25 protein-coding genes are annotated in these 26,590 nt (G+C 50.3%); 9 read left to right on the top strand and 16 right to left on the bottom strand.

The genetic code is table 11. The features are described from left to right. Positions 1–54 precede the first annotated feature (54 nt). The 4 genes from phnE to QWY27_RS08645 are packed head-to-tail and all read right to left on the bottom strand — an operon-like array spanning position 55 to position 3,453. Entirely contained in the window at positions 55–855 is an 801-nt protein-coding gene (phnE, locus tag QWY27_RS08660) for a phosphonate ABC transporter, permease protein PhnE (RefSeq protein WP_435433464.1), read from the bottom strand. Between the two features lie 44 nt (positions 856–899). Beyond that, positions 900–1,751: a PhnE/PtxC family ABC transporter permease gene (locus QWY27_RS08655; RefSeq protein ID WP_290196729.1), complete on the bottom strand. Its 852-nt coding sequence runs from the start codon at positions 1,749–1,751 to the stop codon at positions 900–902. Positions 1,752–1,759: 8 nt separating this feature from the next. Then, entirely contained in the window at positions 1,760–2,599 is an 840-nt protein-coding gene (locus QWY27_RS08650) for a phosphonate ABC transporter ATP-binding protein (RefSeq protein ID WP_290196850.1), read from the bottom strand. A gap of 8 nt (positions 2,600–2,607) precedes the next feature. After that, complete coding sequence (locus QWY27_RS08645) at positions 2,608–3,453, bottom strand: putative selenate ABC transporter substrate-binding protein (RefSeq protein ID WP_435433469.1); 846 nt, start codon at positions 3,451–3,453, stop codon at positions 2,608–2,610. 265 nt (positions 3,454–3,718) lie between these two features. On the opposite strand from QWY27_RS08645, the gene QWY27_RS08640 reads away from it, so the two are divergent. From QWY27_RS08640 to QWY27_RS08630, 3 genes are all read left to right on the top strand, one after another. Next, positions 3,719–4,696: a Bug family tripartite tricarboxylate transporter substrate binding protein gene (locus QWY27_RS08640; RefSeq protein WP_435433468.1), complete on the top strand. Its 978-nt coding sequence runs from the start codon at positions 3,719–3,721 to the stop codon at positions 4,694–4,696. A gap of 73 nt (positions 4,697–4,769) precedes the next feature. Next, a complete protein-coding gene (locus tag QWY27_RS08635; RefSeq protein WP_290196727.1) occupies positions 4,770–5,213 on the top strand; it encodes a tripartite tricarboxylate transporter TctB family protein in 444 nt (147 codons plus the stop codon). Then, a complete protein-coding gene (locus QWY27_RS08630; protein WP_290196725.1) occupies positions 5,210–6,715 on the top strand; it encodes a tripartite tricarboxylate transporter permease in 1,506 nt (501 codons plus the stop codon). Before QWY27_RS08635 ends, QWY27_RS08630 begins: the two co-directional genes overlap by 4 nt. Before the next feature lie 39 nt (positions 6,716–6,754). On the opposite strand, the gene QWY27_RS08625 is transcribed toward QWY27_RS08630, so the two are convergent. Together QWY27_RS08625 and QWY27_RS08620 are read right to left on the bottom strand one after the other, a co-directional pair. Further along, on the bottom strand, positions 6,755–7,744 hold the full coding sequence (locus tag QWY27_RS08625) for a Bug family tripartite tricarboxylate transporter substrate binding protein (RefSeq protein WP_290196723.1): 990 nt from the start codon (positions 7,742–7,744) through the stop codon (positions 6,755–6,757). 77 nt (positions 7,745–7,821) lie between these two features. Then, positions 7,822–8,937, bottom strand: coding sequence for a DSD1 family PLP-dependent enzyme (locus QWY27_RS08620; RefSeq protein WP_290196721.1), 1,116 nt, complete (start codon positions 8,935–8,937; stop codon positions 7,822–7,824). A gap of 119 nt (positions 8,938–9,056) precedes the next feature. On the opposite strand from QWY27_RS08620, the gene QWY27_RS08615 reads away from it, so the two are divergent. From QWY27_RS08615 to QWY27_RS08595, 5 genes are all read left to right on the top strand, one after another. Then, positions 9,057–10,130 (top strand): ABC transporter ATP-binding protein, encoded by a 1,074-nt coding sequence (locus tag QWY27_RS08615; RefSeq protein WP_290196720.1) that lies wholly within the window; start codon positions 9,057–9,059, stop codon positions 10,128–10,130. 10 nt (positions 10,131–10,140) lie between these two features. Beyond that, complete coding sequence (locus tag QWY27_RS08610; RefSeq protein ID WP_290196718.1) at positions 10,141–11,808, top strand: ABC transporter permease; 1,668 nt, start codon at positions 10,141–10,143, stop codon at positions 11,806–11,808. 15 nt (positions 11,809–11,823) lie between these two features. Further along, complete coding sequence (locus QWY27_RS08605; RefSeq protein WP_290196717.1) at positions 11,824–12,828, top strand: extracellular solute-binding protein; 1,005 nt, start codon at positions 11,824–11,826, stop codon at positions 12,826–12,828. Between the two features lie 39 nt (positions 12,829–12,867). Then, positions 12,868–14,055: a voltage-gated potassium channel protein gene (kch, locus tag QWY27_RS08600; RefSeq protein WP_290196715.1), complete on the top strand. Its 1,188-nt coding sequence runs from the start codon at positions 12,868–12,870 to the stop codon at positions 14,053–14,055. Positions 14,056–14,296: 241 nt separating this feature from the next. Next, positions 14,297–15,250 carry a TAXI family TRAP transporter solute-binding subunit gene (locus QWY27_RS08595; RefSeq protein WP_290196713.1) on the top strand — a complete coding sequence of 318 codons (954 nt, stop codon included), beginning with the start codon at positions 14,297–14,299 and terminating at the stop codon, positions 15,248–15,250. Positions 15,251–15,341: 91 nt separating this feature from the next. Here QWY27_RS08595 and QWY27_RS08590 read toward each other — a convergent pair whose 3' ends face one another. Beyond that, the gene (locus QWY27_RS08590) at positions 15,342–15,842 is read right to left on the bottom strand and encodes a cupin domain-containing protein (RefSeq protein ID WP_290196711.1); all 501 of its coding nucleotides are present in this window, start codon (positions 15,840–15,842) and stop codon (positions 15,342–15,344) included. A gap of 113 nt (positions 15,843–15,955) precedes the next feature. Then, on the bottom strand, positions 15,956–16,882 hold the full coding sequence (locus QWY27_RS08585) for a histone deacetylase family protein (protein ID WP_290196709.1): 927 nt from the start codon (positions 16,880–16,882) through the stop codon (positions 15,956–15,958). Positions 16,883–16,971: 89 nt separating this feature from the next. Here QWY27_RS08585 and QWY27_RS08580 point away from each other — a divergent pair, with 89 nt between their 5' ends. Further along, positions 16,972–17,865, top strand: coding sequence for a DUF6279 family lipoprotein (locus tag QWY27_RS08580; RefSeq protein WP_290196707.1), 894 nt, complete (start codon positions 16,972–16,974; stop codon positions 17,863–17,865). 33 nt (positions 17,866–17,898) lie between these two features. On the opposite strand, the gene QWY27_RS08575 is transcribed toward QWY27_RS08580, so the two are convergent. The 8 genes from QWY27_RS08575 to QWY27_RS08540 form a co-directional block, all read right to left on the bottom strand. Then, positions 17,899–19,524 (bottom strand): MFS transporter, encoded by a 1,626-nt coding sequence (locus QWY27_RS08575; protein ID WP_290196705.1) that lies wholly within the window; start codon positions 19,522–19,524, stop codon positions 17,899–17,901. Between the two features lie 86 nt (positions 19,525–19,610). After that, positions 19,611–20,390: an SDR family NAD(P)-dependent oxidoreductase gene (locus QWY27_RS08570; protein ID WP_290196704.1), complete on the bottom strand. Its 780-nt coding sequence runs from the start codon at positions 20,388–20,390 to the stop codon at positions 19,611–19,613. Between the two features lie 30 nt (positions 20,391–20,420). Next, the gene (locus tag QWY27_RS08565; protein ID WP_290196701.1) at positions 20,421–21,386 is read right to left on the bottom strand and encodes a Bug family tripartite tricarboxylate transporter substrate binding protein; all 966 of its coding nucleotides are present in this window, start codon (positions 21,384–21,386) and stop codon (positions 20,421–20,423) included. A 52-nt stretch (positions 21,387–21,438) separates the two neighbouring features. Beyond that, complete coding sequence (locus tag QWY27_RS08560; protein WP_290196699.1) at positions 21,439–22,320, bottom strand: ABC transporter permease; 882 nt, start codon at positions 22,318–22,320, stop codon at positions 21,439–21,441. Then, on the bottom strand, positions 22,313–23,092 hold the full coding sequence (locus QWY27_RS08555) for an ABC transporter ATP-binding protein (protein WP_435433467.1): 780 nt from the start codon (positions 23,090–23,092) through the stop codon (positions 22,313–22,315). Before QWY27_RS08555 ends, QWY27_RS08560 begins: the two co-directional genes overlap by 8 nt. Positions 23,093–23,154: 62 nt before the next feature. After that, positions 23,155–24,162, bottom strand: a complete 1,008-nt coding sequence (locus QWY27_RS08550) for an ABC transporter substrate-binding protein (protein ID WP_290196696.1) — start codon at positions 24,160–24,162, stop codon at positions 23,155–23,157. 73 nt (positions 24,163–24,235) lie between these two features. Continuing rightward, positions 24,236–25,138, bottom strand: a complete 903-nt coding sequence (locus QWY27_RS08545) for an NAD(P)-dependent oxidoreductase (protein ID WP_290196694.1) — start codon at positions 25,136–25,138, stop codon at positions 24,236–24,238. Between the two features lie 24 nt (positions 25,139–25,162). Beyond that, the gene (locus QWY27_RS08540; protein WP_290196693.1) at positions 25,163–26,509 is read right to left on the bottom strand and encodes an MmgE/PrpD family protein; all 1,347 of its coding nucleotides are present in this window, start codon (positions 26,507–26,509) and stop codon (positions 25,163–25,165) included. Positions 26,510–26,590: the final 81 nt, after the last annotated feature.

Below are 26,590 nucleotides of genomic sequence, written 5' to 3'. Positions count from 1 at the left end.
GACACCAGTTATTCGATGCGCTTGTCATCTCCTCATTCAATTTATTCAACCACTTCAGCGGGACAATACGCGTCTTGCAAAGTAGGACAAGGTATCCACGAAAATCACAAGAATGATCATCGCGGCGAGAATACTGCTTGTTTCCTGCATTTGAAACAAGCCCATGTGAAAAGACAACATTTGACCAAGACCTCCGCCCCCCACTACACCTAAGACAGCAGCGGCGCGAATATTGTTCTCCCAACGATACAACGAGTAGGACATTAATTGGGGAGAAACAGTCGGAAGTGTTGCATACAAGAACACTCTCCCTTCGCCAACACCTTGAACCCGGAGGGTCATTGCAGCATGCTGTGGCGCATTTTCGATTGATTCGGCAAATAATCGTCCTAGAACACCCGTTGTATGCAAGGCCAATGCCAGAGTCCCGGCAAACGGACCCAAACCAGCAGAAATAAGCAGCAAAGCAGCCCAAACAAGCTCGGGGATGGCGCGCAAGGCATTCAGTACAAGTCGCGTCAAAAACCGCCATCGCGCGGGATCGCCCTCATAACTGCGGCTAGCAGGCACCGCAAGCAACAGACCGAACATAGCGGCTAGCAAAGTGCCTACTGCAGACATCGCCAAGGTTTCAAGACTGGCTCGCAACAGTTTGCTTAAAAAAACCGGCTCCAGATTGGGTGACATGAGCTCACCCAGAAATTTGCCCATGCGGCCAATACTCTCGATTGACAGCACGCGGGAGAGTTGCAAATCAAGAGACCAAAAACTCAATACGATCAAACTCACTGTTCCAAACAATGACCAGCAAACAGGCGAGTCGAGACGCAACCAGTGTCGAGGGCGTTCTGGCAATTTCAGCTCCCGAGATGACTGCGATGGGCGATTGTCAGGTTGACTCATTGCAGCGCACGTCGCATCCAAGTACTCAATAAATCAGCGAGTCCGACCAGCAAAATGAACACAATCAACATTGTCGCGACTTCTGATCCATTAAACATTCGCATTGAGTTATCCATCTGCTGACCCAACCCACCTGCACCAACAAAACCCAAAACAGTGGAGGCGCGGATCGCACACTCCCATCGATAAATCGTATAGCTCGTCAGTTCTTTGGCATTACTGGGCAGGACACTAAAGAAAAAAGTTTGCAAGCGGCCCGCACCATTTCGTAATAATGACGTGGCGGATTCGCGGTCATTACTTTCCAAAATCTCTCCATAAACCTTCCCAAGCATCCCAGCATAAGTCAATGCGATCGCCAGAACCCCTGCTGCCGGACCAAGTCCCACGACACGCACAAAGACGAGCGCCCAAATCAGCTCCGGCACACTGCGTAATAAAATTAACAGCCAACGGATCAGTTGTCTGATAATAAAAGGTAGTGCGCGCATACGCCCGGATAAAGATGATATCGAAAGCACCGTGGTCGACAGTAGCGTCAAAGGAATAGCGAGAACAAGAGCGAGAAAAGTACCCGCCGTGGCAATTGCCACGGTTCTCCAAGCCTCGCGCGCAACTAACTCTAAAAATTCGGGATTGAGTGCTGGCGGAAAAAATTCAGCCAAAAACCGTGTAGTGACCTTCAGATTTTCTGTTTCAAAAAACACCCATGGACGAAACTCCGTACTCACTAGCGCAGGCCAGAGAATCACGCACGCCACGACAAACCAGAACACCCGACGTGTCCACGCCGGATCACGCAGCGCGGGGTCTTTCATCTCTGAGGTTAAAACGCGTGCATTCGTCATCAGCTTACTCAGGAGCAACCTACGCGGACTTCCCGGTTGGCGGCTGGGAGCTTATCTTCACGAGGCAGGGATACATCGACTTGAGCCAGTTCATACTCAAACTGAGCGTAAAGATTGGCCAGAATTTCTTCTGTCACAGCGTGTCCGGGTAAATCAAAGACCAGTTTCCCGTCGCGCAAGCCCAGCACTCTGGGAAATTCAGCCGTTGCAACCTTGACCTGATGCAAAGTCGTCACTAATGTGGCGCCACGCGCACTCGCCTCGCGCAAAAGTGTCGCAATGGCCTGTCGAGCGCGCGTCGGATCCAAAGCAGACAAAGGTTCATCCACCAGCCAGAGTCCGGCCGGAGCAAGCAGCGCACGCGCCAAGCCGACCCTTTGCCGCTCGCCCCCAGAGAGTCGATCAACCCGATCCCAGAGTTTCTCCTCAAGATCGAATTGCCCGAGCGCATCTGCAACTTCTTTGACATGCTGTGGGTACAACAAGTTTTTCAGGCTTTGCCATAAAGATAACTCAGGCAGTTTTGCAGCAATCAGCGAGACAATCACTCGCTGTCGCGGCGGTAATGGAGGCGTTTGAGGCGCATAAAACAGGCGGCCACGCAGCCGCTGCAGCTCTCGGATAGAAAGATGCCAAACAGACTGACCCTCAATAGCAACACTGCCCTCGGAGGGTTTGAGTGCCGCACCCAACAACTGAAGCAAAGTGGTTTTTCCAGCCCCAGAGGGGCCGATGACTGCTACATGCTCGCCAGGCTCAATACTCAGCGACAGGCCTTCTATGGCGGGACGAGCGTGCTTTGTCGCTGCGGGGTGACGCGCACTCACGTCAGCCAACTCCAGGCGCAATCCAGACATTATTTAATCAAGCCCGCACTTTTGCCTGCCGACTCAAGACCTTTGTAGTTTTCGGGAGTCGTCGGTATATATCGGCTGGCGCGATTGAGCGTCAATATTTCCTTACCCTCGGGCGAGTTCATATCCAGGTCGAGTAAAGCTTTGGTGATTTTTTCACGTAATGCGGGCGGCATATCAGCATGAACTGACCAGTTGTAATTGAAATAAGGTGGTGTGGTGTAGAAAACGTCGACCTTGCTTGTGTCCACCTTTTTTTCATTGACGAATTTTTGCCAAACGGTGATGTCCAGTGCAGCGGCGTCAACACGTCCGCTGACAACCGAGGCGATGGTGGCATCGTGCGCCCCCGAATAAGCGACGCGTTTGAAGTCACGATCGGGATTGATCCCTGCATCCAGCAGGAAAGAGCGTGGCATTAAATGACCCGAAGTACTCGACTGTGAGCCGAAGCTCACCTGCTTACCCTTCAGATCAGAGAGCTGGGTGATGCCCGAATTTTTTTGTGCGATAAACACAGAGCGGAACTTGGTGTCTTCTTCTCGCTGCGCGATGGGTACAACCTTACCGCCAGAGCGAATTTGAGCTTGCACATACGTAAATCCGCCGAACCATACGAGATCGACCTGTTTATTGACTAAAGCCTCGACGGCAGCGGGATAATCATTGACGGGAACAAAGCTCACCTTCATCCCGGTCGTGCGTTCGAGATATTTGGTCAACGGACCAAATTTTCGCATCTGCTCGGTTGCCGCCTCCTCTGGAATGGTCGTCACTCTCAGAGTCTGTTGCGCATGCCCCAAGCTTGAGAAAAAAGGCACGGTCAGGAGGGTTGCGGAGAGAAGAATTGCGCGCAGAGCGCTGCGAAAAGTCAAAGATGTGTACAAAGAAGTCACCTGAAAACGGTCTTAAGGTCACCAGTATAGGAGAGGCGGATGACAAATCCGCTGATAAACCCTTTTACACGAACGAATTGTTGCATCGCAATATAGCAAGTCTTTGGCGAACTAACCCGCTGTCGCTTAAAGATATTCATTTTCATAAGTTTGCCGAGTTGCGAGATAATAGGCTTCCAGACATTTTTAATCGGAGGCCTTTGTGCTCAAAAAAACTATGGCATCTATGGGCGCGATCGCCCTGACTGCTGCACTGTCCGTGACATCATTCAGTGCGGTGGCTCAACCCGCTAAACCAGAATGCATCGCGCCTGCTAAGCCGGGTGGTGGATTTGATCTGACCTGCCGACTCGCACAATCAGCTTTGAAGGATGCGCAGGTTCTCAAGGATCCGCTGCGTATTTCATATATGCCCGGTGGCATTGGCGCGGTCGCCTACAACACGATCGTCACTCAGCGACCAAGCGAGGGCGGAACGATCGTCGCCTTCTCTGGTGGCTCTTTGCTCAACCTGGCACAAGGTAAGTTTGGTAAATACAACGTCAACGACGTTCGCTGGCTTGCCGCGATCGGTGCTGACTTTGGCGTGATCATCGTGCGTAATGACTCACCTTTCAAAGACTTGAAAAGTGTCATGACAGCACTACAACAAGACCCGACTAAAGTTGTATTCGGTGCAGGCGGGTCAGTTGGTAGCCAGGACTGGATGAAGGCCGCTTTGACAGCAAAGGCAGCGGGTGTCGATTACAAGAAAATGCGCTTTGTCGCCTTCGAAGGCGGCGGTGAAACGGCCACTGCGCTACGCGGCGGACATATTCAAGTCATGATGGGCGATGCGGCTGAAGCTGCCACTTTGCTGGACAGCGGCGCACCTTTGCGCGTATTGGCCATCTACCATGACAAGCGTCTACCTGGAAAGCTTGCCAATGTCCCCACTGCAACCGAGCAAGGTTACAAGATCAACTGGCCAATTATTCGTGGCTTCTATCTTGGCCCAAAGGTCTCTGACAAGGATTACGACTGGTGGGTCGGCGCCTTTAAAAAGACGATGGCTTCGCCAGAGTATGCAAAGTTACGCGAACAACAAGGTTTGTTTCCTTTCGACATGACGGGTCCCGAGCTTGATCGTTACGTGAAACAACAAGTCAAAGAGTATGCAGAGCTCGCAGACACTTTCGGTCTGATTAAAAAGTAATTGATGCGAATGCGCTGGACAGACTAAAAGTCTGTTCAGCGCTTTTTTTATTTCAGGCAAGAAGAGGTACACGATGGCTCTCGATGATCGCAAATTAGGAGCGCTCGCGCTCGCACTCGCAGCATTTTTAGCGTGGTACGGCTACAGCCTTGAAGCGGCTTTCTCTTATGAACCGATTGGTCCCCGCGCCTTTCCATTAGCAATTTCAGTGATCATCGCCTTATGCGGGCTCATACTCATGATCAAAGGTGGCAATCGTGTTGAACCAAATAGCAGCGCCGCCAACGCGCGCATCTGGCTCATGATTGCGATTCTAAGTGGCTACGCAATCACCTTCCAACTTTTGGGCTTCATCATTTCAACTGCTCTGATGACGACTTTGGTCGCACGTCTCTTCGGAGGAACTTGGCTGAAAGCCCTCATTGGCGGTTTTGGAATGGGTATTCTGTTTTTTATACTTTTTGATCGCTTGCTTGATGTTGTTCTTCCCGTAGGTATTCTTGGAGCGTTCCTATGAACGGCATTTTTGAACAACTTGGCATTGGCTTCGGCGTGGCGTTTACACCGCTCAACGTAATGGTGGCGGCCATAGGATCCTTTTTTGGCACCATCGTCGGTGTGCTGCCAGGCTTAGGACCCATCAATGGTGTGGCAATGCTCATCCCGATCGCCTTCGCGATGAATCTTCCACCCGAAACATCTCTGATTCTGCTTGCCGCAGTGTATGTTGGCGCAGAATACGGCGGACGCATCACCTCGATATTGCTCAACGTCCCGGGCGAAGCCGCCGCAGTGATGACCACCTTGGATGGCTACCCCCTTGCCCGCCAGGGATTGGCAAACGTCGCCCTGTCCATCTCGGCCTGGTCCTCTTTTGTCGGATCGCTGATCGGCGTGATTGGTATCGTTTTCTTTGCGCCCGTGCTTGCTTCCTGGGCGCTAGCTTTTGGTCCGGCTGAATATTTTGTTTTGATGGTATTTGCTTTCTGCGCGCTCACAAGTTTGCTCGGGGATCAACCTGTCAAAGGTGTGCTTGCAGCAATGATCGGTCTGGCAATTTCAACAGTTGGCGTAGATGCCAACTCTGGCGTTTATCGGTATACCTTTGACCACCCCAACCTCTCCGATGGCATCGCCTTTGTGGTGGTTGTTATCGGTCTGTTTGCCGTCGCTGAAATGCTGCAAATGCTCGAAAACTCTTTGACCGGAGTATCGATCAATGTGCCGCCGAGCATCCGCAAGATGTTTAATTTTAAAGAATTTAAATTCACCTGGTGGAGCACGATGCGCGCCTCTGTGATGGGCTTCTTTATCGGTGTGTTACCAGGCGCAGGCGCAAGTGTCGCCTCTGCGGTGACATATGCATACGAAAAGAAACACTACGAAAACAGAGACCCTGATGCCAAGTTCGGTCGTGGAGATCTCCGCGGTCTAGCGGCACCCGAGGCTGCGAACAACAGTGCAGCCACAGGATCCTTCATTCCCATGCTCACGCTTGGTGTACCCGGCTCAGGCACAACAGCAGTCATGATGGGTGCGCTCTCACTCTACAACATCACGCCTGGACCTGTATTGTTCGATCAACAGCCTCAACTTGTGTGGGGCTTGATCGCCTCTTTATTCGTGGCCAACCTCATGCTGTTGTTCATGAACATCCCGATGGTTCGCGTGTTTGCGTCGATGTTGAAAGTGCCGCCCTGGCTGCTTGTTCCAGGCATTTTGACCATCAGTTTTGTCGGAGTTTTTGCACTGCACTCTGCAACATTTGATCTAGGATTGGTGGTCGCAATCGGTGTGATTGGATACTTGCTGCGTAAAATGGGCCTTCCAATGCCACCACTTGTTTTAGGCGTGGTGCTCGGTGAAATGATGGAACAAAACCTGCGCCGAGCGCTTTCCATTACCAACGGAGAAATCGGGATTTTGTTTCAAAGCCCAATCAGTATCGGTCTCTGGATCGCTGCGCTTGTCGTCATCATTGCACCGAGTCTCTACAGAAAGTTGAAAGCACGCGGTTAGTTCAAGACAATAAGCTCTAACAATATTGAACTGTATTCTTTATTGTTTAAGCTTCAAGTCTTTAATCAGTGTTGTCCACTTCGCCTCATCACGCTTGAGGTTACTGGTCACGACTTCGGGGGTAGATGTGTCAAGCTCGATCCCCAGTTGACTCAGGCGTTTGCGCAGTTCCTCGTCCTTTCCAAGGGATTGCATCGCATCGGACAAACGTGTCTGCAAAGCTTTGTCCAATACTGCAGGCGACATCAGGGCCAGCCAAAATGTGGCTTCAAAATCCTTGGTCCCCAAAGCTTCATTCATTGTTGGCAGGTCAGGTAGAGTGGACATGCGCTGCATCGAAGTCACCGCCAAACCACGTGTCTTGCCACTCGTCACGAATGGCATCGCTTCGCTTGCAGCTGAAAACATCATCTGGACCTGACCACCGATCATGTCCTGCGCTGCTGGCATTCCGCCTTTGTAATGCGCCACGACCATTTTTAAACCGAACTGCTTGATAAAGTATTCCGCTGCAAGATGGTTAATCGATCCCACACCAGATGTGCCAATCGCATATTTGTCAGGATTATTCTTGATTAATTCAACAAGTTCTTTTGCATTTTTAGCGGGTAAATCTTTATTTATCTGCAAAACAAACGGCGCCTTCATCATCATTGAAATAGGCGTAAAGCTCTCGTAGGGCTTATAGCTTACGGTCCCTTGCAACGCAGGATTAATCACGATGGATACAGGCGCTGCATAGAGAGTATATCCATTGGGCTTTTGTGAGGCGACAAAGGTACTGGCCACAGTTGAAGCTGCGCCAGCCTTGTTTTCAATCACCATATTGGCACCAAGCTTGTTGCCCAGTGCTGCTGCAATCGCGCGACTCGACACATCACTCACACCACCCGCTGGGTAAGGTACGATGAACTTAACTGCCTCTTGGGGATAAGCAGAGGCCGATTGCGCAACACTTAATTGCGGCAATGCCATCGCTAATAATGTTGTCGCAATCGCTAAACGCGCGCGTGCCTGAATTTTTTGCATGGTTGTCTCCAAATATTGTTTTTAATAAGAACGTATTGCGATTCAATTCATATCTGTTTTCGCTTTTTGAAGTGCCACTATAACGCCGCGCCTCTGGCCGAAATCGGCCAGACGGCCTCGACCCGATCTCCGCGATAACAAATCAACTCGTCGTAGAGATTTACTGTCGGATCACAATGGCCTGGAATAAGGAGCAAGGAATCGCCAAGGGCAGGATTGTTTGCCTCAGCGGTTTGCAAAACGCCGTGTTCGTCGCTCGCCTTGATGTACTCTACGCCTGGCTGTTGCCACACCACAGGCATCCCTGAATCAACGCTTGAGGCTTTCAGCCCAGCATCGACGACTGCGCGCCCAGCTGTTGGACGACTCAAAACTGCTGTTTTTAAAAACAATGCATGTTCAAACTGAATGTCCGAGGGGCCTTGTTGATTTTTGGCGTAGTCCGCATCCATGAAAATATATGAACCGGATTGGACTTCATTAAAGACGCCCGAATCCCTTTCAAGAGCAACCGAGCCAGTGCCTGCCCCTGTAATGCGCTCAACCTTGATACCAAGTTTTTCCAGGGCCCCACGCATCGTCAGAGCGATGTCACTGGCCTGGCGAATCGCAGCCTGCCTTTGTTCAGGTTGCCTGTAATGCTGTGCACTGCCGTGATAGCACTGCAGACCCATGAACCGGAGAAAGGGCTCGGCAGTAATCTGCTCAGCCAAGTCTGTCACTTCTTTGACTGAACTGACGCCACATCGACCCATCCCGACATCGACTTCGATGTAAATATCTATCGTTGTTTTGCGCTGATTGCTCGCCTGTGCGAACTGGGCAACCTGGCTCGGATGATCAACCAGCACACCAATCGTTGCGCGTGCGGCAAGATCCATGGCATGGGCAACTTTTTTAGCGCCGACAACTTGGTTCGTGATCAGAACATCTTGCACGCCCGCCTCGACAAACCGCGCGGCCTCACTCACCTTTTGACAACAAATACCAACCGCACCTTGCTGGATTTGACGCAGCGCAATATCCGGACACTTGTGGCTCTTGGCATGCGGCCTCAAACGCATCTTACTCCCGGCAAGTGCCTGGGTCATACGCGCCAGATTGCGTTCAAACGCATCGAGGTCCAGCACCAAGGCAGGTGTGTCGATTTCTTCAAAAGCATCTCCGGGATGCGCGGCTTTCCAAGGGGACATGTGTATTTCTCGCTCTTAACAATGAGAGGGTCATTCCAAAATGAATAGGCTACCATTAACAACTCGGAGAAAATCGGTCAAAAGCGATTTGAACTCCAAATTTTTATATTTTGGTAAACATGGCAGACATCACTCTCAAAAACGTTGTCAAGCAATATGGCGACGTCACCATCATCGACCAACTTTCTCTTCAGGTCGCACATGGCGAGTTTTTCACGCTCTTGGGTCCTAGTGGCTGCGGAAAAACGACACTTCTTCGCATGATCGCAGGCTTTATCATCCCTGATTCAGGTCAGGTTTTTATCGGCGACGAAGACGTGACACACCTGCCCGCCCACAAAAGAGAAACGGGAATGGTGTTTCAAGATTACGCCTTGTTTCCTGATAAAACCGTTTTTGACAATGTTGCCTATGGTTTGCGCGTTCGCAATTTCTCTAAACAGAAAATTGACGAGAAAGTCGATCGTATCTTGCAACGGGTTGAATTGGCTCACCTTAAAAAACGTTACCCGGGCGAGCTATCTGGCGGGCAGCGGCAGCGTGTGGCACTGGCCAGGGCGCTCGTGATTGAGCCACGCATTCTGCTGATGGATGAGCCACTTTCCAATCTCGATGCTAAGTTGCGTATACAGATGCGGGATGTGATTCGTGAACTCCAGCAAGAAGCAAAGATCACGACTATTTTCGTCACACACGATCAAGAAGAAGCGCTCTCCATGTCGGATCGCATCGCGCTTCTGCGTAGCGGCAGGATCGATCAGCTTGATACCCCCGAGGGTCTTTATTCCAGACCACTCACAACGTATGCCGCCGACTTTATCGGTGGCGCAAACTTGATACATGTCGAGCAATTCGCACAACGGGGTGACCAAACCGAGGTCAAAATCGCGGGTGGCCACATCCTGATTGATGGTTTGGCTCACACAGCCACTCAAGACATACAGCCAAAACAACTTGCCGCTCGAGCCGAACACATTTTTATTGATCATGTTTCACCTGCATCCCCCTCACCAGGGATTGCGGCTCAGATCGTGTTCAGACGCTACCTGGGTTTTAAGGTGACCTACTGCCTGCGGCTGACGGATGGTCAAACACTGATGGCGGATGTTCCGGCTGCAGAGGATCCGCGCAAACAGGCGGGAGATTCCGTGATGCTTAGCTTCTCCCCAAAATGCCGTTTAGTGTTGGCTTAGGTTGCTCAACATGTCTCTTCTTTTCAAAAAAGGCATTTCTCCCTGGTTCCTGCCCGCGCTTTTATGCCTGGGGGTTCTGACATTTTTCGTTGTTTGGCCGCTTCTGTCCCTTTTCTACCATAGCGTGGTCGACATAAAAACCGGTGACTTCAGCTTGGCTGGATTTCAGGCTTTTTTAGATAATCCCCGTTATGTCGAGGCCTTTTTCAACACCCTCCGACTGGGTGTCACAGCTACGCTTGGATGCATGTTACTTGGCGCTCCGCTTGCTTACGTGGTGACTCGGTTCGATTTTCCAGGTAAATCCATCGTGGCACTCCTACCGCTTGCAACGATCGTGCTGCCTGATATTGTTGTCTCCCAAGCTTGGCTGATGCTATTAGGAAATAACGGTTTGGTGCGTCACGCACTGGAATTTATCGGAATCGAACTGCCAAGCTTTTATGGCTGGTTTGGCATGACTTACACGCTCATCCTCAACGATTACACCTATGCATATATAGGCATGCTCGCCGCTCTTAAAGCGATCGATGGCACGATTGAAGAGGCGGCCACCAACCTGGGCGCAACAGGTTTACGCCGCACAATGACCGTCACTCTGCCAGTGCTGGCTCCTGCGCTGCTGATCAATTCAATGGTGGTGTTCACGTTAGCGGTTGATAACTTTTCAATCCCGATGATTTTAGGCGGCTCGGTCGATGTTCTTTCCTCGCTCACCTATACGACCTTCTTATCTGAGATGGGTTCAGATCCCACAATGCAAAGCGTGTTAGCGGTGCTTTCGGTACTGTTGGTCGGACTCGTGCTTTTTCTACAAAAAACAATAGTGGAGCGTAAAACCTATCACATGCAACAAGGTCGCGCACCCAAACCTATACGGGCTAAAGGTTTTGCCGCATGGCTGCTTACAGCAGCCGTATTGGTGTTTGTCGCGCTGTCGCTCATACCGGCTGTGATTGTTTTGATCGGCGCCTTTACCAAAGCGAGCGGACCTGTGATGCAATATGGCACGTTCACGCTAGAGAATATGGATCGCGCCTTAAGACAAGCACCCGGACCTATTTTCAATTCCCTGACTCTTGCAAGTATCGCAACACTCATCGGCACATGCTTTGCGACGATCGTGAGTTATTTAATCGTCAAGAAAAGAATGTGGCTCGTCTCGATTCTGGATTATGTGGTGATGCTTCCGCTGGCTATTTCCGGGACAGTGCTTGGTATCGCATTGATCCAAACTTATAACAGTGGAATGATTATCCTGACTGGTACTTGGGCAATCATGGCCGCAGCCTACTTTGTTCGCAAAGTCCCCTTTTCAATCCGTTCTGCCTCTGCCTCGCTCTACAGCATCCCTGATTCTATCGAAGAGGCCTCAATCAATCTGGGTGTGTCACCCATCAAAAGTTTTTTTAAAGTGATTCTGCCCATCATGAAGCCCGCGATACTTGCGGCCGCGATCTTGATGTGGGTCACATCGTTATCTGAAATATCAGCTACCATTGTTTTGTATTTCGGTGGCATGGAAACCATGCCGATTGAGATGTATCGCCAGATTGACTCAGGCTACCTGGCCCGGGCCTCTGCCTATGGCGTCATCCTGATGACGGTCATCTTGATTCCTGTCTATCTAGCCATCCGCTTTTTAAAGCTTGATCTGTTCTCTAGTCGCAACCCTTAAATCCGGAGTTAAAAAATGACCCACTCAGCATTCATTCGTCGCCTGGCGCCAACCGCCCTCGGCGCCCTTGCAATATTTACGGCTTCTGCCGCCTTGGCCAACAATGCGGTGATGTATACCTCCAATAATGTTCAAGTCATCGACACCGCGACAGATGTTGCCAAAAAAACAGCACCGGGACTCAATATTCAAAAAGTGACATCCGGTACAGGTGCCCTGATGAAACGTATCGAAGCCGAGGCAAAAAATCCTCTCGGTGATGTTGTCTGGGGTGCGGGCTTTGGCACGATGGCCGCCTTTCGTCAAAATTTCCAGGCCTATGACTCACCTCAAGCAAAGGACATTGCGCCGCAGTTCAAAGGTCCCGACAATTTGTGGGTCGGATCCAATGCGCACGTGATGATTGTCATGGTCAATAATAAACAGCTCAAAGGCACTCCTGCGCCGAAAAGCTGGGCTGATTTGTTCGCGCCTGCCTGGAAAAACAAAATCATCATGGGCGACCCTGCTACTTCTGGTAGCGCCTATGATCAGGTCTACGGTATATATCAACTCTTTGGCGCAGAAGGCTTGAAAAAACTGGCCGCAAACGTCGTGATTTCCAAAAGCTCCGCGCAAGTCTACAAAGGTGTCGCCAATGGTGAGTATCCAATTGGCATCACAATGGAATACGCAGCCTACTCTTATGTCGCAGGCGGACAAAAGGAAATCGAGCTGGTCTATCCGCAAGAGGGTGCCTTTGTCGCACCAGAAGCTGTTGCCATCATTAAAAATCCCAAGAATGGCGCAGCCGCTGCACAACAGCTTTACGACATCCTGCTTTCCAAAGAAGTCCAGGAAGCCGAACTCACACAAAACTTTCGTCGTCCGACACGCTCCGACATCGATGTTGCCAAACTCACCAAACTTCCCAACCTGAGCAACATCAAGGTGGTTGGGACGGATCCCGCCAAAGCAGCCGCGGACTACAAGATGGTGATTGATTTGTGGAAGGAAGCGCTTAAGAGTGCGGGTAAATAATACGCCGCTATCAATCCTCACGGCTGACCTGATTCTCACGTGCTAAAAAAACATCACGCGCAAAAATTCAACAAATTGTTCCCGGCCAATTTATGGCTGGGAATCCTTGTTTTCATTTATGCGTGGATGTTTATCTGGCCTCTCGCCAAGCGCATCATCGCCTCCGAGCATCATGGTTGGCTGCTGAACGAAAGCTGGCAAGATATTATCGACACGGTCGGCTTGATAGAGTTGCCGAGACTGGCGCTGGGTCTGGGCATGATGATCATGTCGGTTGGCCTACTCTGGCGCGCACGAATCGCCTGGGTACTCTCTCTGTTTTTGCTTTTTTTTGCACTGCTCATCGACCTTTACACTTCGCGCGACCATCTGAGCGTGATGGCTTTAAACGTCGTGTTGTTTGTGTTAATGATCAGGCACTGGCAGGTCTTTGGTCGCTCAAGCTTTGCCGCAAGCAGTATGTACACGATTGTCAGCGTGAGTTGGCTGTTGTTTTATTCTGTTTTCGGAACACTTTATCTTGGCGACCAGTTCAAGCCACCTATCGAAGATCTGGTTTCCGCTTTTTACTTTTCCGTGATCACGATGGCAACAGTCGGCTATGGCGACATTTTGCCAGTTGAGCCGACCGCGCGTCTGTTTGTAGTCTCAATTGTCATTTTTGGTATCACTGTTTTCGCAACGTCGATCAGCGCATTAGCAGGTCCAGTTATTGGCGGTAATCTCAGAAAATTCATTCAAAAGAAGGCCTTGCTATCCATGAGAAAAAATCATGTCATCGTCTGTGGTGCCACGCCCCTCGCCATGAATGTCGTGGCAGGCCTGATCAAGCGCGGACATAATGTGACAGCGATCGATTTTCCCGGCGGCAATCATCATTACCCAGAACATACTGATGTACTGATTGGAGATCCCACCACTCTCGAGGTACTGAAAGAAGCTTGTTTACCGCAAGCCCTATATTTATTAGCCTTAAAAGAAGATGATGCTGAAAACGCTTTCATCATTTTGACAGCAAAAGAACTTTTGGGAGAGAGTCCGGTCAAGACCGTTTGCGTAGTCAATGATTCTGCGCATCTATCAAAAATTCAGCGCGTTCGCCCCGACATCATCTTTTCACCACAACGGTTGGGGAGTGAAATTTTGACCCGCACGCTCGCTGGGGAGGTCATCGATGAAAGTACGATCATGCAATTGTTTTTTAACGAAAATAAAAAGACCGAATAATGATTGCGTTCCTATGTCAAAGTTATTTTTCATGGTTAACCCTGATGTTTGACAGAAATTTTGCCTTTTCAGCTGCTTGACCCTTCAAAGGGCTGGGTTTTGGCTTATTCACCATTAGCACTCTGGTGTATAAAATCAATTAACGGTCTAGCTTTTGACAGATCGCCTCAACAATACGCTTGGTGACACTGATCACACGATCATTCCAACCGTCTTTTAAGCATAATTATTCGGAGATGTCATGAAACAAACCGCAAAATTCGCACTGTCAGCCGCGGCGCTGGGCGCCGCCCTGCTCGCCGCAGCCCCGGCCTCCGCCCAACAAGTCACGCTGATGACTGGTCCTCAGGGCGGCGTTTGGGTACCCCTGGGCGGCGCGCTCAAAGGCATGTGGGAAAAAGCGATTCCTGGCCTTCAAATCACAGCACAACCCGGTGCGGGCGTCGCCAACGTCATTGGTGTTGAACAAGGCAAAGCACAGATCGGCTTCTCAAACTCGAGCAGCGCGGTGGATGGAGCAATGGGCGTTCCACCTTTTAAACAGAAAACAAGCAATGTGTGCCAGATGGCAAACATTTATCCCCAGTACTTCCAGGTGGTTGCGACCAACTCCTCAAATATCAACTCCTATGCCGATATCAAAGGAAAACGTCTGGTTGCCCAGTCTAAAGGAAACACCGCGGAGGCTATCACCGCCGCCGTGCTCAAGCTCAATGGCTTTGACTACAGCGGTCTCGCGCGCATGAATTTCCAAGCGAGCTATACCGATGCCGTGTCTATGATGAAAGACGGACATGTGGATGTCTTTACGCTTGGTACGACTGCACCCGCTTCGGCCGTGATGGATCTTGCGAGCGGGCGTGATATCAAACTTGTACCTGTCGATGACAAAACCATGGAAGGTATGCGCAAGATGAATGCTGGCTACAGCAAACTCATTATCAAAGCTGGCACATACCCCAAGCAGGACAAGGACGTCCCGGTCATCGGCTATCAAACACATTTGATCGTTCGTTGCGATATGCCTGAGGCAGTCGTCTACAACATGGTCAAGACCATGGCTCAAAACATTCCAGCTATGGCTGCCGTGAACAAAGCGATTGGCGAACTCACTCCCAAAATGATGGCGGCAGATGCAGGGATCCCTATGCATCCCGGTGCAGTGAAGTACTTCAAAGAAGTTGGCGCTCTATAAACTCACATTCGATGAGTTTTCTTTAAAAAGCCACCAGAGACACGCCGTCTCTGGTGGCTTACATTTGAAGTAAATTTTCCTAGATAGTTGCTCAAACGATTTCGTAAGCCGCGCGTTTGACCTTTGCCATGTTAGTGCCTTCGATGCGAATCAGACTCGTAGAAGCAGTCCGCTCTGGCGCATGCAAATCACCCTCGTTATAGACATGGGCCACTCCGGGAGTGAGCTTATAGGTTTTTGTTTGCTTGACTTTGCCAGGCCTGTCGGCCGTTGCTGGCTCGATCAATGCATAATCGCGCATTTCAGTTTCACCTCGCGCTTGACCATAAATCGCCCAAGAGTGCGCGTGATCATGTGGCGTTGAGCTTTTAGCACCCTGATAATTATGAGCCACGATACAGAACCCCAACTCAGGATCTTCGTAAATCACTTCTCGCTCACCGACATTCGAACCAAGATTCGCCTCAACAAACTGTTTATCCACCAAAATCTCTTTTAAAAGATCCGCAACCTTTTGACGACCGACTGGACCTGGATATGTTTTCAACAGATCATGACATTGACTAGCAAATTGTTGAAGTGTGTGAGCCATGAAGTGTGTTCCTTGAAGTTATTGATAAGAAAGACGCTATCCAAAAGCAGCTACTTTGGTAACTACCTTTATTGATTCTAACTCCGTTCAATTCAAAAACACATTGATGAAGATCAAGAGGCAGTTACAAATGGAACTCTTTTGAGAGACTGACTATAGTGGAGCGCTTCGATAACAGTCTGACGATGAACGGCGACAGTCGTTTCAATATCAACGCCATACCCTCCGGCCATTGATAGCGCGATAGGTACATTCAAGCGTCTTGCATGCTCAAAAACTATCCTGTCGCGTGCAAGCATGCCTGCATTTGTCAACTTCAGACGACCGAGTCTGTCGCCTTCATGTGGATCAGCCCCGGCGAGATAAATAAGCAATTGGGGCTCGAAAAGCTTATCCAACTGCGCCAGCGCATCCACAAGAGCCTCCAGATACGCCTCATCCGACACGCCATCCGCCAAAGGAACATCCAAATCACTTGGCTCTTTTCTAAAAGGAAAATTTTTATCGCCGTGTAACGATAAGGTGAAAACGGTCGGGTCATTTTTGAAAATAGCAGCCGTCCCATTACCTTGGTGAACATCGAGATCAATGATGGCCACAGCGAGATCTGATGCAGATTGACGTTGCATGAAGCGCGCCGCGACTGCAGCGTCGTTAAACACACAAAAGCCACTTCCTTTGTCCCGATAAGCGTGATGCGTTCCGCCGGCAAGATTGACGGAGATACCGTCTCGCAACGCGGACTGACAGGCGGCGATCGTCGCGCCGACAGAGCGCCTGGATCTCTCAACCATTTCCGACGTCCATGGAAAGCCGATTTCTCGTTGCTCCTTGGGCTCAAGGGTGCCATTCAGAACTTTTTGGACATAGACGGGATCGTGCGCCAAGAGTAACTGAGTGTCGGTAGCAGCGGGTGCCTCGCATAACCGCAACCCTGGAGCGCCTGCAATACCATCTCGAAGCAAGCGATACTTAGACATCGGGAAACGATGCCCCTCTGGCAAGGGTAAAACAAAATGATCCGCATAAAACGCGTCCATATCACCGTCTCCGATCCCTGTTATCCGTCGAAAAAACACTATTCGGTGGCAAAATGAAAGTTCATTGCAAATACTAACTGGCAACAATCATGCGTGCCTCAAATTCCCTGATGCGACTGCTTAAATCGAGTCTTGTCGCGCTGACGATCCTGACCCTCACCGCTTGCAGTTCACTGCAACTCGCGTACAACTATGCGCCAGGACTGATCGCCTATCGCATGAATACATACCTGAATCTAGATGAATCACAGCAAGCGCTGCTGGATCAGGAGCTTGCCACGTTTGCTGCCTGGCATGATCAAGCACTCCCCCGCTATACGACCACACTGAACCAATGGGCGACGCGCCTAGCGAGTTCCCAGCCTTTTTCTGCAACCGAGATCCTTGGTATCCAGGAGACGATCGAACAACAACTTCAGACCGTCGGCGCACGTGCGGCTGTGCAGCTTGCTCCTCTTATTGTGACGCTCGGACCTCAACAGCTCAAGCAACTTCAAACAAAATTCAATGATAGTAATGAGGAATACGTTTCGGACTATCTTAAAAACCAAAATAGTCCAGCAAATGTCAAAAAACGTCATGCCCGCGTCATCAAACGCTTTGAAGACTGGCTGGGCACTCTCTCGACTCAGCAAAAAAGCATTCTCATCAGTGTCTCCGATGCACGCGCTCCAATCATTTCGGCCTGGTACGAAGAGCGTAAACTAAGACAACAGGCATTACTGAACCTGATTGCAGCCCAACGCGATGCTCCACCCAACCAAGCTCAGCAGGCCCTTGCGACTTATCTTGCGAGCCTGGGTCAGTACAGAGAACCGAAGTTGAGCGCTCAACGCGACCAATTACGAATGGAGTGGGCGCAAGCCACAGCCGAGATCCTGAATCTCGCCAGCCCAGATCAAAAAAGATTTTTACAAAAGAAACTCCGCGGCTATGCGCAAGACTTCGCAGCGCTCACACCCAAGCGTATCGCACAAAACTGAATTCATTCACCACAGCTTAAACAACCGCTCGCTTTAAGCTGTTCTGAAACGGGTCAGTTTGACAAATAGAATCGCAAGCATTGGCAAAGTAAAACCGATCACGATAGAAGTTGCCAAAATCGAACCTAGACTACTGTAGTTAGCCGCGACCTCCACAAGGCCTGTGAGAGGGTTGCGCACCTCTCGCGTGACCGTGAAAACTTGATTCAAGTATTTTGTCCCAAGCTGGCTCAACGACAACGCCAGATTGGTAAACGACGCCATGACTGCAAAATACGTTGCCTTGAGATTTTCAGGTGCGGAGCGCGCGATCCAGGCCAACATCGGAATCATCGCCACTTGTCCCAGAGGCGATTCTAACGCGGCATCCACCAAGGCAATGAAGCGTGCATCGACGACACCGCCCGTCATGGCGCTTGTCCAATGATGTAGACCGTAATACATACCAATAGTCGGCAAGGACAATAAAGTTCCAAACAAGGTCAACGTACCCACCACATAGGCGATTGAACGTTCCGCCATAAAGCGGCGAAAAATGAACATGCCCAGCAAAGACAAGGTACTCGCGATCAGAGAAAGCATGGAAAAGAAGTGCTGATCGAATTTAAGCTCATCGATCATCCACCATGTCACCCCGGGTCCGGGACTCGGGATTGCTCGAAATACAAAAATCACAATCGCGGTCCCGACAAGCGTTGAGCGCATTTGCGGCTCAAGATCACGCGTCAGCCTGGCGATCAGAAACGTCACGATCGCCATGGAGCCAACAAAGATAATTTCCTGACCGTATGGCACCTGCGCGAGTCCCATGGTCATGGTAAAGATCACAAAGACCAAACTGCCGCCCAAGATCACCCAGTTTGGCTTGGTCGGTTCTATGTCACCCGTCAAAAGGCTCCGGGCTTGTTCTTTCGTTATTCCTCGGGCAAGCAAGCGCCTATGCGCCCGCGCCTGGATGGCAGAGGCCAACACAACGCCCAGCACAGAGATCAGGGGAATTGCCATCGAAATGACATACACCTGAAGATATTTTTGGACTTTTTGAGCTTCGTCGAGCTGCTGCACGCCAGCAAAAACATAGAGATTGATGAGCGCGACAAATACTGAACCACCAATAATGGCCACCCTACCGAGTGTCTGCATGGTGGTGTGCATCAGTTTGCGGCGCTCTGGATCGATCAGCTGTCCATCGTCGTCCACACGTGGCACAGCTTCAACCGTCATGGCATCCGCAACGGCATCCTGCAGCACATAACCAATGGGGGCAAGCAAGGCGCTCACCACATACCAGCTTTCCACTGGAAAGATCGCGGCCATTGCCTCGCGGTTTCCAATCAGGCCGATCATGATCAATAGACTGGCTGCAATCAGACTTGCGCCCAAAAATAACAACGCCCTCTTCCAGCGCCAAAGCAAATCAATCAAATGGCCCAACACCATTTTGAGTGACCAGGGAATGACGACCCAAAAACTCAAGGCTGCCAAAAAAGCGACAGAAAGATTAAGATAATCTTTGACGAAGAATGTTCCCACTATGCCCGTCAGACTGGAGATGCCCGCAGCCATATAAACCATGAGCGGGGGCAAATAAGACCAGCGCAATTCCCGGCCGAGCTCAAGGATATTGCGATCTATCCAACGCCAAAGGGTCAGGGTCATTTTTTAAATCCTCAATCAGAACATCACTTTTCGCAGAATAACTGATCACGAGGATTTGATCGCCCCTTGACCGGGCTCTCGTCTGGCTAAAGTGCCAACCAGCCGTTTTCCATGGGCAGCACCGTGCCATTCATTTGCCCGCCCGCAGGTGTGCATAAGAACAGTGCCAACTCAGCAAGATGCTTTGCAGGAATTAACTTTCCGCCTGGCTGTTTTCCTTGTAGAAACTCCTGAACTGCCGTGTCCCAATCCAGTTTTTTCTGTTCCATCAAGGCTCGAATGCGGCTTTCTATATTGGGCGTCAGTACTGACCCCGGACACAGGGCATTGCAGGTGATATTTTGTCCGACCACCTCTGAAGCGATTGCTCGAGTCATTCCGATCAAGGCACTTTTGGTCGTGACATAGTCGATACGGTTAGGCGTGCCGCGCGACCCGTAAACTGAAGTCATGTTAATGATTCGACCCCAACCCGCCTGTCTCATCAAAGGCAAAAATGTTTTGACGAAATAGAACGGCGCGCTCAGGTTTACGGCCAGCGCTTCATCCCATCGTTCACTAGGAAATGTCTCGATGGGAGAGAAGTGTCGGGTGACGGCATTATTGACCAGAATATCGATACAACCAAACTGCTCAAGGGCGAGAGACGTCAACTCCGCAGACTCAACAGGATTTTGCAAATCCTTTTTAAGATAGATCGCATCCACACCATGCGCGCGAAGGGAGGCGAGTTGCTCCGTCACGGTGCTGTTGTCTTCAAGGCCATGCATCACGACATGGCACCCTGCAGCGGCCAGCTCCTGTGCAATTGCCAAACCAATCCCACCGCTTGAACCTGTTACCAGCGCCGCTTTACCCTTGAGCATTTATCTTTCCTATCCATTCAATACAAACAATTATTGAGACGTCATGCCGGATTTCTTCACGAGATCTTTCGAAGCCGTCAGATCCCGTTGAATTTGGTCAGCAAACTCTTTGGGGGTGCTCGGTGATGCATTCAGTCCCAGACCATCGAGTCGGGCTTTGACAGCAGGATCATTCAAGGCTGCGGTCAGATCTTTATTGAGTTGGTCGACTACCTTGGCAGGTGTACCTGCGGGAACAGCGTAACCGTACCATTCAGGCATTTTTCCAAGATCGGGAAAACCTGCTTGCGCTGCTGTCGGAGTATTAGGCAAAACAGAGACGCCATCGGGTCCGAACATCACTAAACCGATGAGTTTTCCAGCACGTACATGCGGTGCAACTGAGGTCGGGTTGGCAACAAATAAATTAATGTGGCCAGCCAATACGTCAACGATACCTGGACCGGCTCCTTTATATGCCACGTGCATCATATCGACGCCCGTGAGAGCCTTGAACATCTCGCCAGTGAGTTGGGGACCCGAAGCACTGGAACCGTACGACAACTTGCCGGGCTGAGTCTTCGCCAAGGCAATAAACTCTTTGAGATCCTTCACGTTCAAGCCAGGATTCGCGACCAAAACAAAAGGTTGTTGGGTGCCACGCGTGACTGGAATGAAATCCTTGATCGGATCAAAGCCCGGATCTTTATAAATATGTGGATTGACCGTGAAAGCGCCTTGGTGTGCGAGCGTCAACGTGTAGCCATCAGGCGGCGCCTTGGCGCCATAGGCTGTTCCCACGTTACCTTGAGCACCTGCGCGATTTTCGACAATCACCTGTTGTTTCCAAATCTGACCGAGTTTTTCAGCCAAAATTCTGGTGACAGCATCTGTTCCGCCCCCGGGTGGGAAGGGAACAATAATTTTGACGGGCTTGGTAGGATTAAACGCGGAGTCAGCCCAAACGGGTGAGGCGACCCCCAAGCATAAAGCCAGTAGCGCAAGAATTTTCTTCATTTTGATCTCCGGAATATATTTTAGTAACGTGATGAAAAGACCTGACGACCTGTCAGGATTGCATGCCCCAGCGACTGATGGTTTTTTTCTCAACTGTTTTAAAAATTAAGTTTTCAACCAGCAAACCGAAAATGATCACCGTTAATAACCCGGCAAAAACGTTTGGAATATCCAGCATATTTTTGTTTTGAAAAATGTACCAACCCAAGCCCCCCGAGCCTGAACTCGCGCCAAAAACCAACTCAGCAGCGATTAAGGTTCGCCAAGCAAACGCCCAGCCGATTTTCATTCCAGTCAAAATACTTGGAAACGCGCCTGGAATGAGGATCTTGGTGACATAAGCGATATTGGATAAGCCATAGTTTTTACCAACCATGCGCCAAGTCGGACTCACGGCTTTAAATCCGGCATGCGTGTTCAGGGCAACAGCCCACAGCACCGCATGAATCAGCACAAAAATAATGCTGCCTTCACCCAAACCAAACCAAATCATGGCCAATGGCAATAATGCGATTGAAGGCAAAGGATTAAACATTGAGGTCAACGTCTCCAGAATATCTGAACCAATCCGTGTCGCGCTGGCAAAAGCAGTAAACAGGGCTGCAATCGCTAAGCCGACGGCATACCCCTGAACAAGCACCGTGATGGAAGACCACGTTGCCATGATGATCTTTCCAGTTACGAGCCCGGCGACAAATGCCTGAACCGTCGCCGAAAAGGTTGGAAACAAGAGCGGGTTATTCAACCAGACTGCGTAAACCTCCCAAACCGCCGCCAGGAACAATAAGACTAGAGTCTTTCTGAGCAAGCCATTACCCATCAGTCTTTCAAACGTGCTGAGCGGTTTTTCAATCACCCCAAAACCAGTCAGCTCGATTTCACTGATTCTCTCCGGACGCGTGCTCTGAGCGCGTTCATTTTTATGCTCATGCATGTGCGATTCTCTCGTGATCGTGAAACAGTAATTCTTCGATGTGCTTGGATAAGGGTTGACCATTTGGCCCCATCGTATCGATGCCGTGACAATTCAGCTCGGCCCGTACTTGTCCGGGATGCGGACTGAGGAGCAAAATCCTGCTGCCAATCCGAACGGCCTCGGGAATAGAATGGGTCACGAACAAAACCGTGAACTTCGTATCCTCCCAAAGCTGCAGGAGCTCCTCTTGCATTTTTCCTCGCGTCAAGGCATCCAATGCGGCGAAGGGTTCATCCATCAACAAAATTTCAGGCTCCATCGCCATCCCGCGCGCGATAGCAACCCGCTGCTTCATTCCTCCTGAAAGCGTATGCGGCAAACTGTCGGCAAAACCCGTAAGATTGACTTTATCGATGTAGTGCATCGCGCGTTCTTCTGCTTCTTTGCGCCCTAGCTTTCCGCTTGCAGTCAAAGCGAAGACGACATTTTGCTTGACCGTTTTCCAGGGCAACAACTGGTCAAACTCTTGAAAAACCATGACACGATCAGGTCCTGGTTTATGAATGTCGACATTATTGAGTTTTATTTGACCCTCGACTGGATTTAAAAAACCACCGACGGCTTTCAATAACGTAGATTTTCCACAGCCAGAGGGACCAAGAATGACGTAACGATCGGACTTGAGCACGTCAAAACTGACGCGATAGGTCGCCGTCACCAGATGCTCTTTGGTGCGATAGCGAAGCGTCACACCTTGAACGGAAAGCAAGGGTGTTGAAGATGATTGCATCATGATGGACTCAGCCAATTAAACAAAATAATCCTGCGGCTTTAACCGCAGGAGCTAGAGTCTTAGTTGCCGCCTGCCACATCCGCACCAGCAAAAAACAATTCATCGATGGACTTGGGATTGTTCTTCAAGGAGCCGATCTGATTCATGAATGTTGCATACTTCATGACATTCTCGGGCTTGGTGGTGTATTTGATCGATGGATCATTCAGCATTGCAACCATGTCATCTTTAGACCATTTGCTGGAACCACCCATGGAAGCAATCAGAATATCCGCTGCGGCACCTTTGTCTTTCGCAATCATTTCCTGAGCCTCTTTCAAGGCACTCACGAATGCTGCGTAGACTTTGGGATTTTTTTGCTGAAAATCAGAACGTGCGGAGATCATCGTAAAGGTGGTTGAACCGCCCATAACCTGATCCGTATTCATGATGGAACGCACACCCGGAGACTTTCTTTCCAACTGATCCAAAGGTGCGGAAGCATAGTGTCCGGTTATCCCGCTACTGCCCGACAATAAGGCCGCGGCAGCATCGCCATGGTTCATGCTGACTGTGTAGGGATCAAATCTAAAAGCCTGATCCTTGCCGTACTTTTGCACAGCATACATTTGCATGATGATCGAGGGGATGGAAGACTTCACGGACGTGACTGCGATCTTGTCTGTCGGACGCAAATCATCAATCGATTTGAGGTGCTCGGCGCGCGTATTCAGATTCATTGGCATCGAGCTCATCGCCGCAACACCCTTGACGTTTGCATTTCCTTTCGTGCGGTCCCACAGGATCAGAAAAGATGGCGGACCTGCGGCGATGAAATGGGCAGAGCCTGACAGTAGTGCGTCAATCATGGCGGAGGGGCCGCCGATATTCGACCAATTCACCTTCATTGTGTGACCGAGTTTTTGAGCGTGTTTCTCGATCAGATTATGCTCTTTCATGATGTGCAAAGGCAGAAAACCGAAACCGCCCGCGCCAAGCGGAACCTTTAATTCAGTCACATCCGCCTTGACGGCCAGTGGCAATACAGTCAGCGCTGAAAGTGCGAGCGCATAGATCGCTTTTTTCATTTTTGTCTCCTTGTTGAAATATTTTTTACTTTATAGAGTAATTACTAAAAAAGTGCGAGAACCAATTCACACCTCAGGACTCGGGGATTTCCCAGCCCGCAAGCTTCTCACTTAGGCGAGCAACTTCAGTGTGGTCCACATTGGGGCCTAACATGCTCTTTGCGCCATTCCACATATCGAGACACAAATGACCAAACGGTGCAGGCACGTCAAGACTTCTTGCAAGTCCCATCGCGATGGCGATGTCTTTAACCATCATGTGCAAAGGAAAACCTGAATCAAATTTTCTGGAAAGAACATACTGCTTGAATTTTTTCTGCGTACTGTTGTTCATACCCGTCGATGAATTGAGCACATCAACCATCACTTCAGGATCCAAACCAAATTTAGAACCAATAATCAACGCTTCTATGCCGATGAGGTAACCAGCACAAGACACCAGGTTATTGAGCGCTTTCATAGCGTGACCAGATCCCAGCACACCTGTTCGCGTGACAGTCCCCATACACGAAAGAAGCGGCTCAGCCCGATTGATCAGAGCAGTTTCACCACCGGTCATGATGGTAAGCGTGCCACTCTGCGCCCGGGGGACAGCTCCGGAAACCGGCGCATCAATCAACGCTGCACCGAGTGATTGCAAACGCGTACCCATCTCCAAGGTCATCTCTGGTTGTCCCGAGGTCATGTCCACCACCAGCGCATCTTTTTTTAAACGCTTTGCCAGACCATTCGCACCGAACAACACCTCTCGCACGACCCCGCTATTTGGCAAGATCATGACCACATAATCGGCATCCTTGCCGACTTGCTCAGGTGCCCCCTGAGTCTGCGTGCCGTGTTTTTCAACAAACGTCCGCACCCGTTCGGGATTGCTATCAAAAACAGAAACTTTGTAACCGCCTTCAAGCAGTCGTTGAGCCATCGGCCCGCCCATCGCTCCGACGCCGATAAAATGAACGATGCTGGATGTATCCATATGAGCCCCCTGATCAAGTGAACGTCAAGACTGGCGCGCAAGCGCCATTAATGTGCCTGCATCTTCAATTGAATCTATTTCCCAAACCGTGCGGATGAGTCGGTCAACATCACAATCAGCATTGGCTTGAGCAGATAGCACCTTACATTTCTCTTCCAAGTCTTGATCGGTCAATGGTCTGCCTGTCGATCCTCTCGCCTGCTCCACGAATACTGTGACAGAGGGTGCACCAATATAGTGCAGGGTTACCTTGGCTGCATCAATTGACATCGTGTCGTCCACTGTGAATCTGACTTTTTCACCCAGAGCGCGAATAATCGGATCATTCACCGCTTCATCACTAAACTCTGCAAGCCCCGCTCGCCCCCTCAAAAGAGATACTGGTACAGCATGCTGCGCACTCACTTGTGATTCACGGCCAGATTTAACGCCAGGTCGATCCGTTCGGTCACGCAAAAGCTTTTGACCTGTCACCTCCACGCTTTCTATACGCTGTCCATGATTGTTCACCAGCTCTTGACGAGAAGACAACTGTAAACAAGCCTCAATCACAGGATTGAGCACAATGCCACAAGGATAGGGTTTGTAAGTATTCAGGGACATTTCCCAGTGCTCACCAAATCGTTCGTTGATGCAATCCAAATCGGGTTGTTCACCCATCACATTCAGAAATCCCCGCACGCCGTCAAGAGGCGCAATCGGTCCGTCAAAGTCTTGCGCTGCCAACAACGCGGACAACATCCCATTACGGGCGGCATTCCCGACACTCAAACTCTTGACCATGGTCCCGAGAGTCTCAACAATTCCGCATGCTTGGTTGGCTGCACCACCCAATGCCCAATTTAGCTGTTGGGGACTCAAACGCAACAGCCAACCGACAGCAATCGCTGCACCGAGCGCACCGCACGTTGAAGTGATATGCCAACCTCGACCGTAGTGATAGGGCGAGATGGCATTACCGACACGACACTCTACCTCCATGCCTAAAATCAAAGCTTGGAGAAAGTCACGGCCCGTCACGCGATTGATTTCCGCATACGCCAATAGGGCGGCAGCAATTGGCGCAGTGGGGTGGATCACTGTCTGCAAATGCGTATCGTCGTAGTCGAAAACATTCGCGCTCATCGCATTTAACGCGGCTGCATTGAGCATATCGGTGCGCTCAGTGCGACCCACAATCGACGCCTGCTGATTTGCTGAAAAGCTCGTGTACAGGCTCACAAGCTTGTCAATCGTAGGATCATGTGAGCCCGCAAAACCCACTGCAAAATAATTCAAGAGCGATCGCTTGGCTTCATGACGGACAGCCGGCACGATATTTTCCCAGCGGCTGGCGTGCACGTTCTCACACAATACTTGCGAGGTGTTCATAACGACTTCCTTGATTGCGTCTCGTAATTTAATTATTCTTTGTCTTTAAGTGCGTGATTTTCACGACTAGCCTGTCATCCT

It is taken from the genome of Zwartia vadi, from assembly GCF_030410375.1.
Lineage (GTDB): Bacteria > Pseudomonadota > Gammaproteobacteria > Burkholderiales > Burkholderiaceae_B > Zwartia > Zwartia vadi.
Note: the sequence above shows the minus strand (reverse complement) of the source record. Positions and strands in the feature narration are given on the sequence as shown.

Excerpts from the sequence above, each read along its gene's own strand:
- QWY27_RS08565 (WP_290196701.1), bottom strand. The coding sequence starts at position 21,386 with ATGAAGAAAATTCTTGCGCTACTGGCTTTATGCTTGGGGGTCGCCTCA.
- QWY27_RS08585 (WP_290196709.1), bottom strand. The coding sequence starts at position 16,882 with ATGGACGCGTTTTATGCGGATCATTTTGTTTTACCCTTGCCAGAGGGG.
- QWY27_RS08555 (WP_435433467.1), bottom strand. The coding sequence starts at position 23,092 with ATGCAATCATCTTCAACACCCTTGCTTTCCGTTCAAGGTGTGACGCTT.
- QWY27_RS08580 (WP_290196707.1), top strand. The coding sequence starts at position 16,972 with ATGCGTGCCTCAAATTCCCTGATGCGACTGCTTAAATCGAGTCTTGTC.
- QWY27_RS08545 (WP_290196694.1), bottom strand. The coding sequence starts at position 25,138 with ATGGATACATCCAGCATCGTTCATTTTATCGGCGTCGGAGCGATGGGC.
- QWY27_RS08540 (WP_290196693.1), bottom strand. The coding sequence starts at position 26,509 with ATGAACACCTCGCAAGTATTGTGTGAGAACGTGCACGCCAGCCGCTGG.
- QWY27_RS08610 (WP_290196718.1), top strand. The coding sequence starts at position 10,141 with ATGTCTCTTCTTTTCAAAAAAGGCATTTCTCCCTGGTTCCTGCCCGCG.
- QWY27_RS08640 (WP_435433468.1), top strand. The coding sequence starts at position 3,719 with ATGGCATCTATGGGCGCGATCGCCCTGACTGCTGCACTGTCCGTGACA.
- QWY27_RS08620 (WP_290196721.1), bottom strand. The coding sequence starts at position 8,937 with ATGTCCCCTTGGAAAGCCGCGCATCCCGGAGATGCTTTTGAAGAAATC.
- QWY27_RS08590 (WP_290196711.1), bottom strand. The coding sequence starts at position 15,842 with ATGGCTCACACACTTCAACAATTTGCTAGTCAATGTCATGATCTGTTG.
- QWY27_RS08625 (WP_290196723.1), bottom strand. The coding sequence starts at position 7,744 with ATGCAAAAAATTCAGGCACGCGCGCGTTTAGCGATTGCGACAACATTA.
- QWY27_RS08575 (WP_290196705.1), bottom strand. The coding sequence starts at position 19,524 with ATGACCCTGACCCTTTGGCGTTGGATAGATCGCAATATCCTTGAGCTC.
- QWY27_RS08615 (WP_290196720.1), top strand. The coding sequence starts at position 9,057 with ATGGCAGACATCACTCTCAAAAACGTTGTCAAGCAATATGGCGACGTC.
- QWY27_RS08570 (WP_290196704.1), bottom strand. The coding sequence starts at position 20,390 with ATGCTCAAGGGTAAAGCGGCGCTGGTAACAGGTTCAAGCGGTGGGATT.
- QWY27_RS08595 (WP_290196713.1), top strand. The coding sequence starts at position 14,297 with ATGAAACAAACCGCAAAATTCGCACTGTCAGCCGCGGCGCTGGGCGCC.
- QWY27_RS08655 (WP_290196729.1), bottom strand. The coding sequence starts at position 1,751 with ATGACGAATGCACGCGTTTTAACCTCAGAGATGAAAGACCCCGCGCTG.
- QWY27_RS08630 (WP_290196725.1), top strand. The coding sequence starts at position 5,210 with ATGAACGGCATTTTTGAACAACTTGGCATTGGCTTCGGCGTGGCGTTT.
- QWY27_RS08560 (WP_290196699.1), bottom strand. The coding sequence starts at position 22,320 with ATGCATGAGCATAAAAATGAACGCGCTCAGAGCACGCGTCCGGAGAGA.
- QWY27_RS08605 (WP_290196717.1), top strand. The coding sequence starts at position 11,824 with ATGACCCACTCAGCATTCATTCGTCGCCTGGCGCCAACCGCCCTCGGC.
- QWY27_RS08635 (WP_290196727.1), top strand. The coding sequence starts at position 4,770 with ATGGCTCTCGATGATCGCAAATTAGGAGCGCTCGCGCTCGCACTCGCA.
- QWY27_RS08550 (WP_290196696.1), bottom strand. The coding sequence starts at position 24,162 with ATGAAAAAAGCGATCTATGCGCTCGCACTTTCAGCGCTGACTGTATTG.